Origin of the sequence: Bacillus sp. EAC (assembly GCF_002156875.1) — a bacterium.
GTDB lineage: Bacteria > Bacillota > Bacilli > Bacillales > Bacillaceae_G > Gottfriedia.
The window spans coordinates 519306-533141 of record NZ_NCSY01000002.1 but is presented as its reverse complement, the minus strand read 5'-3'; the positions used below and the strand labels follow the sequence as shown (position 1 = coordinate 533141).

At 31.3% G+C, this 13836-nt stretch carries 17 protein-coding genes; 13 read left to right on the top strand and 4 right to left on the bottom strand.

Features of this window, described 5'->3' with window-relative positions; genetic code table 11:
- Window position 1: 1 nt before the first annotated feature.
- From B7R65_RS05665 to B7R65_RS05650, 6 genes are all read left to right on the top strand, one after another.
- Window positions 2-784, top strand: a complete 783-nt coding sequence (locus B7R65_RS05665; RefSeq protein WP_088041761.1) for a metal ABC transporter ATP-binding protein — start codon at window positions 2-4, stop codon at window positions 782-784.
- Entirely contained in the window at window positions 781-1611 is an 831-nt protein-coding gene (locus B7R65_RS05660; protein ID WP_088041760.1) for a metal ABC transporter permease, read from the top strand. Before B7R65_RS05665 ends, B7R65_RS05660 begins: the two co-directional genes overlap by 4 nt.
- Window positions 1612-1624: 13 nt before the next feature.
- Complete coding sequence (locus B7R65_RS05655) at window positions 1625-2035, top strand: Fur family transcriptional regulator (protein ID WP_088041759.1); 411 nt, start codon at window positions 1625-1627, stop codon at window positions 2033-2035.
- Window positions 2036-2215: 180 nt separating this feature from the next.
- Window positions 2216-2350 carry a hypothetical protein gene (locus tag B7R65_RS21665; protein ID WP_256941173.1) on the top strand — a complete coding sequence of 45 codons (135 nt, stop codon included), beginning with the start codon at window positions 2216-2218 and terminating at the stop codon, window positions 2348-2350.
- Window positions 2351-2368: 18 nt separating this feature from the next.
- Entirely contained in the window at window positions 2369-2536 is a 168-nt protein-coding gene (locus B7R65_RS21240; RefSeq protein ID WP_179194784.1) for a hypothetical protein, read from the top strand.
- A 357-nt stretch (window positions 2537-2893) separates the two neighbouring features.
- Entirely contained in the window at window positions 2894-3676 is a 783-nt protein-coding gene (locus B7R65_RS05650) for an SDR family NAD(P)-dependent oxidoreductase (protein WP_088041758.1), read from the top strand.
- A gap of 175 nt (window positions 3677-3851) precedes the next feature.
- Here the strand turns inward: B7R65_RS05650 and B7R65_RS05645 are convergent, their stop codons facing one another.
- Window positions 3852-4277 carry a VOC family protein gene (locus tag B7R65_RS05645; RefSeq protein WP_088041757.1) on the bottom strand — a complete coding sequence of 142 codons (426 nt, stop codon included), beginning with the start codon at window positions 4275-4277 and terminating at the stop codon, window positions 3852-3854.
- Window positions 4278-4570: 293 nt separating this feature from the next.
- Between B7R65_RS05645 and B7R65_RS05640 the strand changes: the two genes are divergently transcribed.
- From B7R65_RS05640 to B7R65_RS05630, 3 genes are all read left to right on the top strand, one after another.
- Complete coding sequence (locus B7R65_RS05640; RefSeq protein WP_088041756.1) at window positions 4571-5029, top strand: hypothetical protein; 459 nt, start codon at window positions 4571-4573, stop codon at window positions 5027-5029.
- Between the two features lie 371 nt (window positions 5030-5400).
- On the top strand, window positions 5401-5868 hold the full coding sequence (locus B7R65_RS05635; RefSeq protein WP_088041755.1) for a CarD family transcriptional regulator: 468 nt from the start codon (window positions 5401-5403) through the stop codon (window positions 5866-5868).
- A 263-nt stretch (window positions 5869-6131) separates the two neighbouring features.
- Window positions 6132-6515 (top strand): hypothetical protein, encoded by a 384-nt coding sequence (locus B7R65_RS05630; protein ID WP_088041754.1) that lies wholly within the window; start codon window positions 6132-6134, stop codon window positions 6513-6515.
- A gap of 95 nt (window positions 6516-6610) precedes the next feature.
- On the opposite strand, the gene B7R65_RS05625 is transcribed toward B7R65_RS05630, so the two are convergent.
- The gene (locus B7R65_RS05625; RefSeq protein ID WP_088041753.1) at window positions 6611-6823 is read right to left on the bottom strand and encodes a hypothetical protein; all 213 of its coding nucleotides are present in this window, start codon (window positions 6821-6823) and stop codon (window positions 6611-6613) included.
- Between the two features lie 168 nt (window positions 6824-6991).
- On the opposite strand from B7R65_RS05625, the gene B7R65_RS05620 reads away from it, so the two are divergent.
- Entirely contained in the window at window positions 6992-8401 is a 1410-nt protein-coding gene (locus B7R65_RS05620) for a SpoVR family protein (protein WP_088041752.1), read from the top strand.
- 281 nt (window positions 8402-8682) lie between these two features.
- Window positions 8683-10290 carry a M20/M25/M40 family metallo-hydrolase gene (locus B7R65_RS05615; protein ID WP_088041751.1) on the top strand — a complete coding sequence of 536 codons (1608 nt, stop codon included), beginning with the start codon at window positions 8683-8685 and terminating at the stop codon, window positions 10288-10290.
- A gap of 49 nt (window positions 10291-10339) precedes the next feature.
- Here the strand turns inward: B7R65_RS05615 and B7R65_RS21660 are convergent, their stop codons facing one another.
- A complete protein-coding gene (locus B7R65_RS21660) occupies window positions 10340-10471 on the bottom strand; it encodes a hypothetical protein (protein ID WP_256941172.1) in 132 nt (43 codons plus the stop codon).
- A gap of 240 nt (window positions 10472-10711) precedes the next feature.
- Complete coding sequence (locus B7R65_RS05610; RefSeq protein ID WP_179194783.1) at window positions 10712-11476, bottom strand: arylamine N-acetyltransferase family protein; 765 nt, start codon at window positions 11474-11476, stop codon at window positions 10712-10714.
- Window positions 11477-11848: 372 nt separating this feature from the next.
- Between B7R65_RS05610 and B7R65_RS05605 the strand changes: the two genes are divergently transcribed.
- Window positions 11849-12841: a sulfate ABC transporter substrate-binding protein gene (locus B7R65_RS05605; protein ID WP_256941189.1), complete on the top strand. Its 993-nt coding sequence runs from the start codon at window positions 11849-11851 to the stop codon at window positions 12839-12841.
- Window positions 12842-12983: 142 nt separating this feature from the next.
- Window positions 12984-13823 carry a sulfate ABC transporter permease subunit CysT gene (cysT, locus tag B7R65_RS05600; protein WP_256941171.1) on the top strand — a complete coding sequence of 280 codons (840 nt, stop codon included), beginning with the start codon at window positions 12984-12986 and terminating at the stop codon, window positions 13821-13823.
- Window positions 13824-13836: the final 13 nt, after the last annotated feature.

The window sequence follows — 13836 nt, the reverse complement described above, 5'->3', positions numbered from 1 at the left end:
AATGAGTCAAAATATAATTAAGATAGATGATTTGTCATATAGCTATGAACGGCAAAAAGTTTTAAAAGACATCAATCTTCTAGTTAAAAAGGGAGATTTTTTAGGTTTAGTTGGTCCTAATGGTAGCGGTAAGTCAACTTTATTAAAATGTATATTAGGAATCCAGCAACCAGATCAAGGTAGCATTGAGTTATTTGGAACGGATATTCGTAAAATGAAAAGCTGGGATAAAATAGGTTATGTTTCTCAAAAAGCAAATAGCTTTAATTCAGGCTTTCCGGCTTCAGTATTCGAAGTGGTTTCACTCGGTCTAGTTTCAAAAATTGGGTTATTTAATGGTTTTAAAAAATCAGATAAGAAAAAGGTTACTGATGCTTTACTATCAGTTGGTATGAATGATTTTGCTAATCGTAATATTGGAGAACTTTCTGGAGGTCAGCAACAACGTGTATTTATAGCTCGTGCTTTAGTAAGTAATCCTGAATTACTTATTTTAGATGAACCAACAGTTGGTGTTGATGCAGAAAACGTTGAAAGTTTTTATCAACTATTAAGCGATTTAAATAATAAGCTAGGGATCACATTATTATTAGTTTCACATGATATAGGCATTATTACTGATAAAGTCTCACATGTTGCATGTTTAAATAAAAAACTTCATTTCCATGGAAGTACAGAAAAGTTTAAAGATGCTACCGAGAATGACTTGTCACTACTATATGGTCATTCAGTACATGTACTATCCCACAATCATGAACATGAGCATGGAGGGAAAAGTATATGATGGATTTTCTTCATTACGATTTTTTAAGAAATACATTATTAACGGGCATGATTATAGGAGTTATGGCTCCATTATTAGGAGTATTCGTAGTGTTTAGAAGATTATCCCTAATATCTGATGCATTAAGTCATGTCACATTATCAGGTGTTGCTGCGAGTTTACTACTTGAAAAGTTTTTCTTTCCAAGTGGTTTTATCAGCCCTTTATTCATGGGAATGACATTTTCAGTAGCAGGAGCATTTTTAATTGAAAAATTGAGAAGTGTATATAGACATTATCAAGAACTAGCAATTCCAATAATACTATCAGGTGGGATGGGCTTAGGGGTTATCTTAATCTCTTTAGCCAATGGTTTTAACACAGATCTTTTTAGTTTTTTATTTGGTAGTGTAAGTGCAGTTTCCGGGCAAGATTTATTAACTGTCATAATTATAGCTATCTTCGTAGTAATATCAATTATAGTACTTTACAAAGAATTGTTTTTATTATCTTTTGATGAAGAATATGCTGTTGCATCTGGAATTAATGCAAAGTGGATCCACTATTTATTCATTTTATTAGTTGCATTGGTTGTATCTGTTTCAATGAGAGTTGTAGGTGTCTTATTAGTATCTTCATTAATGACATTGCCAGTTGCTGCAAGTATTCGAATTGCAAAAGGTTTTAAACAAACAATCGTCTATTCAATTGTATTTGGCGAGCTTTCGGTTGTAGCAGGTATTTTACTTTCTTATCAATTGAATTTAGCACCTGGTGGAACAATTGTTATCCTGCAAATCATGATTCTTATATTAACTTTAGCTTGGAAGAAATTAAGAACGAGATAAAGGTAGTGATTAAATGAAATTAGCTGATGCAACAAAACTATTAAAAGATCAAGGTTTTAAAAATACACCTAAAAGATATGACATGCTCGAATATATTTTTAGGCAAAACAAATACGTTACAGCAAGAGATATCCAGCAAGCATTGAAGGATAAATATAAAGGACTTAGCTTTGATACAATCTATCGCAATCTATCAACTTTTATTGATGTGGATGTTGTTGAGGTAACTGAACTGGACGGAGAAAAGCGGTTTAGATCTAAATGTTCTTCTTCAGAGCATCATCATCACTTTATTTGTTTAGATTGTGGTAATACAAAAAGTATCTATGTATGTCCAATGGAAAATAGTCCCGTTGATTTACCGGGTTATACAGTCCAAAGTCATAAATTTGAAATTTATGGTTTATGTCCAGAATGTAACTAATAAAATAGATATAATCAATTAAAGAGTACAGTAATGTACTCTTTTTTTATTTTTCTAATAATGATCAGTACGGAATTTTAGTCGTGAAAACTGATTTTAAATAATAATTGGTAAAATATTACAAATTATTAAAATTAACTTTATAATAGATAGTATTAAGTAACAGAAAGAAGGTAAACGATGGGTTTAATTTTATTGTTTGTCATATTAATATTTGCGGGAGTTTTTGCAGTATTTGATGCGCTCAGACGAATTAATAATAATATTATTGAGCAAACAGAAGAAATTAAGAAATTACGTGATCCGTTCAAATAAAATTTTGGAGGAATATAAATGTATACTGGGGACTGGCTATTTCTACTATTTGTCTATATAAAACCTTTAATCTTTATTGCACTTATCATTTGGTTTTTCGTACATACTAGAAATACTAAAGAAAAAATGAACCGATTAGAAGCAAAAATAGATGCGTTACATGGAAAATTAAAGAACAAGGAATAATTTCAATAGCCTTTTTTGAATGAATGTTAATTCTGCTATATACGTAAATTTTTAAGATCTTCATCACGAAGATCTTTTTTATGCTCATCTCTAGAAAAATATTTTCTTAAAAAAGGATTTGTTGCATCAAATTCCTTATAATGTAGTGACTTGGAATTTACGGAAATAAGCTTTTTATACTAAATAAAAAAGTTATGTAAACAAGGAAAGTGTTTTATGATAATAATATTGAAAATCCATTTTTCTTTTGACAAAGTAATGAATGGTAAGTATGATATGTTTAAATGTTTAAACGTATTGTCTTAAAAGAAAAGTGAATAAATCATAAATTACACATGTTATATGAAGGAGAAAGTTATGAAAAAAAACGAAACGGTATTAATTACTGGAGCTTCAAGTGGAATCGGTAAAGAGTTAGCAAAACTGTTTGCAAATGATGCTGTAAATCTTGTTTTAGTAGCAAGATCTGAGGAAAATTTAACAAACGTAAAACATGAAATTGAATCAAAAACTGATGTTACTATAAATATTTTTCCAAAGGATCTTTCAAAAGAAGATGATATTATTTCCCTTCAAAAAGAGTTGAATAGTCAAAACAAACAAATAGACTATTTAGTTAATAATGCGGGGTTTGGGCTTTATGGGGAGTTTATAAATACAAATCTAGAAGAAGAGTTAAATATGGTGGATTTAAATGTTCGAACAGTAACACATCTTACTAAAATGTTTTTACCTGGCATGGTTGAACGGAATAAAGGGGGAGTTATTAATATAGCTTCTACTGCAGCTTTTCAACCTGGCCCATTAATGGCTGTTTATTATGCAACGAAAGCTTATGTACTTTCCTTTTCAGAAGCACTTTCGAATGAAATGAAGGATAAGAATGTAAAAATTACAGCAGTTTGTCCAGGAGCGACTGATACAAACTTTGGTAATCGTGCAAATATGCATGAATCAAAACTGTTTCAAAGTGGTGTTGGAAGTGTAATTGAAGTAGCTAATGCTTCATATGAAGGCTTCAAAAAGGGAAAAACACTAGTTATTCCAGGGTTTACAAATAAATTGTTAGCAAATTCTGTCCGTTTCATGCCACGAAAAATAGTCACAAAAGTTGTTAGATTTATGCAAAGAAGAATTTAATCTTGTATCAGATTGATTAAAGTAGCTCTGTCACTGTGACAGAGCTATTTTAAATGATTAATTATGTATTAGTTGAAAGTGTTTGGAAATGTGTGCCGAAAGAAAGCGTAATTCATTATTGATACGTAAATAGATGACTCTTTAATTAGTGAGACAGAAGAAAGGATAATTAGATTTAACGTGCTCCATCTGTAAAGACTTGGAATAATACGCCAAATTTATCGACTACTTTACCATAAGCAGGACTAAATCCTGTATCTTGAAGCGGCAATTCAATTTGGCCACCTTCTGATAAATTCTCAAAAATTTGTCTTGATTTTCCGATATCATCTGTTGTTATGCAGATTGTAACTTGATTACCAATTTGATGAGGGTAACCAGGATAAGCATCTGATAACATTAACACTGATTCACCAATTTGAATTGTAGCATGCATAATATAATCCTTTGCTTCAGCAGTTATTTTATCATCAGGATTATTATGAAAATCACCGTAAGACTGACTAAATTGAACTACAGCATCAAGGTTCTTCTCGTAAAATTCAATTGCTTCTTTTGCATTGCCATCCATAATTAAGTAAGGGATTAATCTTATTGTCATGAAAACAGCTCCTTTAATATGTTTTTTTGTTTAGTACATAGTCGTGATATTTCAGTGACATCTATTTTGACCAATACTTACCGCTTAAATCTGCACAGTTAAATTATAAAATAAAGAACATACGTTTGCAATAGTGCATATTTTTTTATTTTATGACATAATAACAGAACTTTTGTTCCTTTTTGTTGAAAGTTGACTACAGAAGAGTAAGAGGAAATATTCATTAATTGTTGAATAATATGCATTAGGGCGATAAGTTTATTATCTTTAAATGGCCTAGGAGGCTGAATAGTTTGGAGGAGCTCAAAAGATACCGAAGAAATGTCGTATTATTATTATGTGTAATTTTCATTTCATATATAATGCAATTCGCTGGACCAGTGCCTTTTATTAATCAAAAAATTATACAGGTGATATTTTGGCTATCACTAGTAGTTTGTCTTGTAATTATAACAAGTGGTGTATTAAAGTTTAGTCAAAAAATAGGTAAGTTAGCTTATTTTTTTGTGTTATGTAGCTTAATTGGTGCGATTTTTGCATTTGTCATACACACTATAGATCTTATTAAAGAGTTATCTTTCATCATTTATTACGTGGGATTATTTTCAAGCCTTATTACAGGTGTCATTGCAATCGTGAAAGAAGAAAAGGGTTTAGCGAAATTATCGGGTTTTATTTTAATGTTACTATTTGCACTAATCATTATGTTTTCCTTTATTCTATGGAATATCAATGGTAGTCAATTTAACTAATGAGAAAGTGGTTAGGACTTTCTTTACTAATAGAGTTTTTTAAAACGTTTATCTCATTTAGATGGGGTATTTTTTTTGGTTAAGGGTCTCGTTTTCTTTAACTACGTTGAAGCTATTCAATTGATAAAACCACCATAACTCCCAATTGGGTCTTTTGAAGTAAGTTTCTCCACGGAATACCCGTTTAATTTCCATACTCAAATAGTTTTAATAAACTTTTTTTACGAGATAAATAACTAAAATATTGTAATTTTAAAAATTAACACAAAAAATGTTGACACGATATATTTGTTGGTGATAAAATATTTAATTTGACAAAAAACTTTAAAGTGTTATGCTTAAGTAAGTTATTTATTCATGGAGGTGGATATATGTTTGAAATTGGTGATAATATAGTTTACCCAATGCAAGGTGCAGGAGTAATTGAGTCGATTCAAGAAAAAGAAGTACAAGGTGAGACCCAACAGTATTTTGTCATAAGATTACTTATAAAAAAGATGGAAGTAATGATTCCGATATCAAAAATGGATAATTCGAGAATTAGATTAGTTGTTGATTCAAAAACACTTGAAAATGTTTTAAATAATTTTCATAACGGAGAATCAGATCGTATACTACCTTATAAAGAAAGATTTAAAGTGAATATGGAAAAAATGAAAACAGGTAATATAGAAGAAGGCGCAGAAGTTGTTCGTGATTTAATGCGTATAGATAAAGAAAAAGCTTTAAATTCAAGTGAAAAACAAATGTTAGGTAATGCAAGCAAAATATTGATCAGTGAACTTGGGTTAATTAAAGGCATTAATGAAAACGAAGCAAAAGAATTATTGTACGGTTAATAGAATATTTTTTAACTTTTTTAATTAAATAGAACACATCATCTTTTCAACATGTGTCTTAATTCAAACAATTTAAGTTTAGTAATTAAGACTTCTCCGAACACTCAAAGCATTTTTAACCTCATTAAAAATTCCGTTATAAAGAAATATTGAATTGTAACAAAATCGATCCCATTAAATAGACAATACTTATTTTGTATTGTTAAGTGTGTTTTTCAGTATTTAGCATGAAAATATCATATTATATGGAGGTGGAACATCTATTGAATATACAAGTTTACATTCATAATTATGGTAGTCTTTTTATTAAAGATAAAAATGAAAATTTGCGTCTTTCGATAGACTGTCATAAGAAATTATTTAAAGCATTTGGATTAAATTATAAACATTATAAAGAGCATATTGTCTATCAAAATCTGAAGGAAAACGATTCATGGATACTTCTTGCTGGTGGGGAAAATCCAACTGCAAACCAGGAGCATTTAGGTAAAATAGAAGAAGATGAATCGGTGGAAACCGACGGAGTACAACAAACTTTTATATATGAAGATCTAGTGGAAAAAAGACTACATGAAAAGACTTTTTTGATAGAAGAGTTTGCGTTTAATGCAGGACAACATATATATCGTATTACTGAAGTAGATTAAATAGATTTCGTGTGAAGAGCTTTACTTTTGTAAAAGAAAGGAAGGCTTTTTTTTTTTGACTATTTCGTATGTAATTTCAGACAAAAGCATCCAAATTAATTGGATGCATACTTAAGAATTCCACTTAATAAAACCGAATGTTCTAGCTGTGTACACTCTTTTAATTTAATTTTTCCATCTCGCTCTAATTCTTTAGCAAATTCTTCAATCATATTTTTATCATCCTTCAAAGACTTATCAATATTGATTGTAAAAAAATTTCCTCTAGTAGCATTTCGAAGGTTTTTCAATAGACTCTCTTTACTCATTTCCCCATCTCCCTTCTAAATAGATTTATTCGACATAAAGTAGGATTTGTCCTGTTAATATTCTTACAATTTGAAGATTTATATATTAGTTCTTATTTTAGGCCATGAATAGCATATATTGGCAAAAATTCTCATACATTGTCAATACACATGGTAGGAGGAATAACTATGAAACCAAGTAATTTTCGTGCACTCGAATATGCAATTGATGAAATTACTGAAATTGCCAAAGGATTTGGTCTTGATTATTTTCCGATGAGGTACGAACTATGTCCTGCCGATATCATTTACACCTTTGGTGCATACGGAATGCCGACAAGATACACACATTGGAGCTTTGGTAAAAAATTTTATAAGATGAAGCTACAGTATGATTTTGGATTAAGCAAAATTTATGAATTAGTAATCAACTCTAATCCATGTTATGCTTTTTTGCTTGATACAAATAGCCTCATTCAAAATAAACTAATCGTTGCTCATGTACTTGCTCATAGTGATTTCTTTAAAAATAATGTTCGCTTTAAAAATACTAAACGAGATATGGTCGAGAGTATGGCTGCAACTGCTGAACGAATTAATCAGTATGAACATAAATACGGAAAAAGACAAGTTGAGGAATTTTTAGATGCTGTAATTGCAATCCAAGAACATATTGACCCTTCAATAGTTCGTAATCAATTATCATGGCAATTAGAAGAGGAAGCAGAACTCCCTCCCAGACGAAGAGGACCATACGATGACTTATGGAATCTAGAACGTAATACTGAAAACATAACTCCTATTAAAGCTATTAAAAAGAAATTCCCACCAATTCCTGAAAAAGATTTATTATTATTTATACAGCATTTTAGTCGAGAATTAGAAGAATGGCAAAGAGACATTTTGACCATGTTACGTGACGAAATGGTTTATTTTTGGGCTCAACTTGAAACGAAGATTATGAATGAGGGATGGGCAAGTCTTTGGCACCAACGTATTCTTAGAGAGTTGGATTTAACATCAGGAGAAGCTATTGAATTTGCAAAACTGAATGCTAGCGTTATACAACCTTCGAAGACAAGTATCAATCCATATTATTTAGGATTAAAAATGTTTGAAGACATTGAAGAAAGATATAACAATCCATCAGTAGAAATGAAACAGAACGGTGTGAAAGTTGGTTCCGGGACTGAAAAAATATTCGAAGTCCGTGAACTAGAGTCAGACACTAGTTTTATTCGAAATTATATCTCAAAAGAATTTGTTATGAGAGAAGATATGTACTTATTTCAAAGACAAGGAAAAGAATACAAGATCAAAGATAAAAGCTGGGAAGGTGTACGCGATCAATTAGTAAATATGCGTACAAATGGTGGATTCCCTTACATTACAGTGAATGATGGAGATTATCTTAAAAATGGAGAATTGTACTTAAACCATTCATTTGAAGAGATTGAATTGGATGTTAAATATCTTGAAAAAGTGCTACCTTACATTTATCAATTATGGGGTAGGCCAACTCATATTGAAACGAAAATGGATGACAAAGCAGTTTTATTTAGTTATGACGGGAAAAATATGTATCGGAAAAATTTGTAATTCGCCTAGTGATAGGTGTTTTTTTTTATGTCTAATTAATTTTTCAATTAAAGAAGTATTAAATTTTGATATTGAATAAAAAAGATTATTAGAAGGTTTTAAACTAATTTTCTAGAATAGGAGGAGAGGTAGGAGAAAAAACGAAACGATTATTGAATTATTTTGTTGTTTTTTAGTTTTAGGTAAAGAATTTCATTATAAAATTAATCAGACTTTGTAGAAATCGATACTTTTGTATTTTGAAATTATTTGTACAATTTTTAGCACTAGGGGGAAGGGAAATGAGCAACTTTAATTGGGGTACTCCAGAGAATTTAAAATCGCTGCTTTCAGAGCTTGTTAGTTGGAAAAGCATGACGTTGAGTGAAGGTGAACGTCAATTTCCAGTTAAATTACATGCAAAGTTGTCAGAACTTATTTACTTTCAGGAACTTCCAGAACAACTCACATTACATGACTCAGACATTGGAAGGAAGTTTTTAACTGCCTTTTATAAGCATCCCGAAGCAACGGATACAATTTGTTTGATCAGTCATTTTGATACAGTAAACACAGAAGAATATGGTGACTTAGAATATTTAGCAACGCAGCCAGAGGAATTAACGAAAACATTTTCCAAAATGCTAGAAGAATTTTCAGATGATGTTCAAAAAGATTTGAAATCTGGAGACTATTTATTTGGGCGTGGAACGATGGATATGAAAATGGGACTGGCAATGCATATGAGTTTAGTTGAAAAGGCTAGCATTGAAAAATGGCCGATTAATTTGCTCTTATTAACAGTACCAGATGAAGAGGTGAATTCATCTGGTATGAGGGATGCTGTTTCAACACTGATTGAAATTCAGGCGAAGTACGATTTAATTTATAAATTATTTTTGAACGGAGAACCTGTATTTACACAAGAACCTGGTGATCCTAAATACTACATATACTCAGGCACAATTGGGAAAATAATGCCAGCCGCACTTTTTTATGGAAAAGAAACGCATGCAGGTGAACCACTTAGTGGAATGTCATCTCCTTTTATTACCTCATTCTTAACCAAAAAAATGGAATGGAATGATGAATTTCAAGAAACAGTTTATGGTGAACAGACACCTTTACCAGTAACACTACAGCAAAAGGATTTAAGGTCAGAATACTCTACCCAAACGCCTTATCGATCTGCAGCTCTATATAATGTATTTTTAATGAAACGAAATGCAAAGGAAATGTTTAACTTATTTGAAAAAGTTGCAAATGAAGCTGTTGAAGAATGCAATCTTGTCTACTCGAATTTGTGTGAAAAACATAATGTAGAACCGATTGGAAAAGTAAAAGTTATAAAATATGAAGAGATACTGCGTTATGCAATTGAGAAGTTTGGTATGGAATATATCGAAGACCTAAAAAAACAAATTCTTGTTAATAAAGAATGGGATGATCGTGAAAAGTCTTTTAGACTTGCAGATAAATTGATGATTCAATGTCAAGAACTAGCACCAGCAGTTATCATTCTGTTTGCGCCACCATATTATCCTGCAGTCAATTCTACAGGGAATGAGCTAGTCGAGGAGTGCGTTAATTTTGTGACAAAAAGGGCAAATGATCAATTTAAATTACCTGTAAGAAGAATTCACTATTTTAATGGTATATGTGATTTGAGTTATGTGAATTATACGGATTCGTCAGAAGGGTGGGCATCATTTGAACGAAATACACCAGTATGGGGTGATAGTTATAGTTTACCGTTTAATTTAATGAAAAGATTAAATGCTCCGGTTTTAAATATTGGTCCGTTCGGAAAAGATGCACATAAACGAACAGAGCGGTTACACATGAGAAATGCGTTTGAAGAAGTACCTCTTATAGTTGAAGAATTAATTCATATGTTAAGCGGAAAGTAATCGCGTAAAAACCTTCTATTATGTAAATAGAAGGTTTTTTACGTGTGAATTAATATTCTATTTCTTCTATATCCTTTGGTTGTGGTAGAGGTTGATTGTATTTAGTGTTCTCTTTGACATTCGTTATTTCATCTTCTCTTCTATCATTTATCAAGTTACTTTGCTTTTCAGTTTTTTTCACGATCTAAACCTCCTTCTTACAAGTTCTAATTTAATATGTACTGATTAGAAGGATTTAATCATATTTTTTCTACACTATCTGTTATATTCAATTGAAAAAAGCTGTTTACCACTTAACGATGCGCGTTACAGTATGTTCGCTTTCCGTGTTAGGACAGTGTGACTCCTTTAGAGCAAACACCCATACGCTGCAGCAACTCTTCCGTAGAACTCATAAGAGTCTTGCAGATTATTTTTTGTATTAAAAACCTATATTAGGCCGCACTTTGAAAATTTCATTGTAAGTCGTTTGCCAGTCTTCTGGTGACTCAATTGCTGTTACTGAAATAGTATGATTTTTTGTAATTTTTAATTGATGGTCCGATAAGGAAATTCGCCCATCTTCTGTTAAAAGATTAACAATTTTATTTTGAGTAAAGATTGTATCTTTGCTAGTTTGATAATATAAAAACTGATCCTCGAATAAATGAAGCTCAGTAGTTTCTGTAGAGATTAAAAGTAAATCTTTCCAAGTTTCATCGAATTTTTGGAGAGTGAAAATTGAATCGCTATTTTCAATTACTCGATAAGATCCATTTGAATCCGAATATTCAAAGCCATTTCTTAGTAAAATGGGTTCTAAAAATCCTCCTCCAACACCTACATCTGCCAAATAGTTTTCTTCTTCAAATGAAACGATTAACGCTAAATGCGAAAACTCAGGATTCCAAGTTTGTTTTTCATCATTCCAAAATTTAGCAGAAATATATCTTACATTGAAGCCAAGTTCAATTAACACTGCGTAAAGTAAAGTATTAGTCTCAAAACATATTCCTCCACGCTTACGATCAATTATTTTTTTCATTATTTGAGATGGATCCATACTAAGTGGTGTCCCAGCGATTATATCAAGATTTTCAAATGGAATTGCTAATAGGTGATGTTTATGAATTTCTTTTAAAGTTTCAATTGAGGCTATATCTGGTTTCTTAATTCCGATGTGTTTGAAATATATCTCTGACTTCATCATTTCCTCCTTAAGGAACAATACTTTTTAATAGTAAATAATATAGAGTTTGCAATGACTTGTAAATGGAAAATAATAAATAATTTCAAATTTTCTAAATTCATAGTTGACACATAGGAATAGTGTGTTTATTATTAAGCTATTATATAAACCAATATGGCTGATTGGAAGACCAAAGGCCCTTAACTATCTATTCATAGTTAAGGGTCTATTTGTATTTGTGCCTTAAAGGGGAGATAAAGATGTGTTGAAAAAATCAATAAAGGTACAAATTAAAAATTTGAAAAATTGAATGTTAGAGAGGGGAAAAGATAAGTGAGCTTAAAAAAATGGGTAATAAGTTCAGTAGTTGCAGTATTAGGTGTCTCAGGTATTTTATACGCAACATTAAAAGATGATAATGTCACTGCGAAGAAAGCAAGTGCTGCAACAAAAAAAGTAGAATTGTTAAACGTATCATATGATCCTACTCGTGAGTTATATGAAGACTATAATAAAGCATTCAGTAAGTATTGGAAAAAGAAAACAAAGCAATCCGTCACAATTAAACAGTCGCATGGCGGTTCAGGTAAACAGGCGAGAGCTGTTATTGATGGGTTAGATGCAGATGTAGTTACATTGGCTCTCGGATATGATATTGATTCAATCAATGAAAAAGCACAATTAATTTCACCAAATTGGCAGAAGGAATTTCCAGACAATTCAACCCCATATACATCAACAATTGTTTTCTTAGTAAGAAAAGGAAATCCGAAACAGATTAAGGATTGGGATGATCTTACGAAAAAAGGTGTAGAAGTCATTACACCAAATCCGAAAACTTCAGGTGGTGCTAGATGGAACTACTTAGCAGCATGGGGTTTCGCAGAGAAAAAGTATAATGGCGATGAGAAGAAAGTGAAAGAATTTATCAAAAAACTATATAAAAATGTACCGGTTTTAGATACAGGTGCACGTGGTTCGACGACTACATTTGTAGAAAAAGGCATAGGTGATGTTCTGATTGCATGGGAAAATGAAGCGTTACTTTCAGTAAAAGAATTAGGGGGAGGTAAATATAAGATTGTTTACCCTTCTATTAGTATTTTAGCGGAACCACCTGTCGCAATCGTTGATAAAAATGTAAAGGATAAGGATACAAAGAAGGTTGCTCATGCCTACTTATCCTATCTTTATAGTAAAGAAGGACAACAAATAATTGCAGACAATTATTATAGACCAAGAAATAAAGAAATTCTTTCTAAATATAAAAAACAATATCCGAACTTACCTTTATTAACGATTGATAAGGACTTTGGGGGATGGAAAAAAGCTCAATCAAAACATTTTAATGATGGAGGAGTATTCGACCAAATTTATCAATGATTTTTTGAATCATGAATTAATAGAATAATAGTTGAAATTTTAAAATGATAATAAAGAGGACTATGAATCTGATATGGCCAGGAAGTTATACCATATCCTAGTCTTCTTTATTTCATTTTCATTTAAGGAGGCACGACTTCAATTGAAAAAAATTAATAAAAAAAGAAGAGTTCTTCCAGGTTTCGGTTTAACCTTTGGATTTTCTATTCTTTATATAAGCTTTTTTATCTTTCTACCAATCTCAATGTTATTTTTAAATACATTTGATATTGGATGGACGAAGTTTTTTAAAATCGTGACTGATCCGCGTGTCATGATGTCTTACAAAATAAGTTTTGGTACTGCATTTATGGCTGCAATCATTAATGCTGTTTTCGGTTTATTGATTGCATGGGTACTTGTCCGTTATAAATTCCCAGGAAAGCGAATTGTAGACGCATTTATTGATTTGCCCTTTGCATTACCTACAGCAGTTGCAGGAATTACTCTAACAACTTTGTATTCACAAGAAGGTTGGGTTGGAAAGTTTTTTACATTTAAAATTGCTTATACTCCACTAGGAATTATTATTGCCCTAACTTTTATCGGACTACCATTTGTTGTTCGAATGGTTCAGCCAGTATTAGAAAATTTTCAAACAGAAGTAGAAGAAGCAGCGGCGAGTTTAGGAGCAAATCGGTTTCAAATTTTTTGGAAAGTCATTTTCCCAGGTATACTTCCAGCTTTATTAACCGGTTTTTCATTAGCATTTGCTAGATCATTAGGTGAATATGGATCGGTCGTATTCATTTCTGGAAATATGCCGATGAAGACAGAGATTACTCCATTGTTAATCATGACAAAATTAGAACAATATGATTATGCAGGCGCTACCGCTTTGGCAGTAGTGTTGTTAATAATTTCATTCCTTCTATTGTTAATCATTAGTGTATTTCAACGATATGCTAATCGAGCATTTGATTTAGAAGGAGGTAAGAATTAAGGTGGAAAGTAAT

Bases quoted from the DNA above. Each gene is read 5' to 3' on its own strand.
- B7R65_RS05665 (WP_088041761.1), top strand. From the start codon at position 2: ATGAGTCAAAATATAATTAAGATAGATGATTTGTCATATAGCTATGAA.
- B7R65_RS05655 (WP_088041759.1), top strand. From the start codon at position 1,625: ATGAAATTAGCTGATGCAACAAAACTATTAAAAGATCAAGGTTTTAAA.
- B7R65_RS05645 (WP_088041757.1), bottom strand. From the start codon at position 4,277: ATGACAATAAGATTAATCCCTTACTTAATTATGGATGGCAATGCAAAA.
- B7R65_RS05660 (WP_088041760.1), top strand. From the start codon at position 781: ATGATGGATTTTCTTCATTACGATTTTTTAAGAAATACATTATTAACG.
- B7R65_RS21240 (WP_179194784.1), top strand. From the start codon at position 2,369: ATGTATACTGGGGACTGGCTATTTCTACTATTTGTCTATATAAAACCT.
- B7R65_RS05620 (WP_088041752.1), top strand. From the start codon at position 6,992: ATGAAACCAAGTAATTTTCGTGCACTCGAATATGCAATTGATGAAATT.
- B7R65_RS05625 (WP_088041753.1), bottom strand. From the start codon at position 6,823: ATGAGTAAAGAGAGTCTATTGAAAAACCTTCGAAATGCTACTAGAGGA.
- B7R65_RS05650 (WP_088041758.1), top strand. From the start codon at position 2,894: ATGAAAAAAAACGAAACGGTATTAATTACTGGAGCTTCAAGTGGAATC.
- B7R65_RS21665 (WP_256941173.1), top strand. From the start codon at position 2,216: ATGGGTTTAATTTTATTGTTTGTCATATTAATATTTGCGGGAGTTTTT.
- B7R65_RS05635 (WP_088041755.1), top strand. From the start codon at position 5,401: ATGTTTGAAATTGGTGATAATATAGTTTACCCAATGCAAGGTGCAGGA.
- B7R65_RS05610 (WP_179194783.1), bottom strand. From the start codon at position 11,476: ATGAAGTCAGAGATATATTTCAAACACATCGGAATTAAGAAACCAGAT.
- B7R65_RS05615 (WP_088041751.1), top strand. From the start codon at position 8,683: ATGAGCAACTTTAATTGGGGTACTCCAGAGAATTTAAAATCGCTGCTT.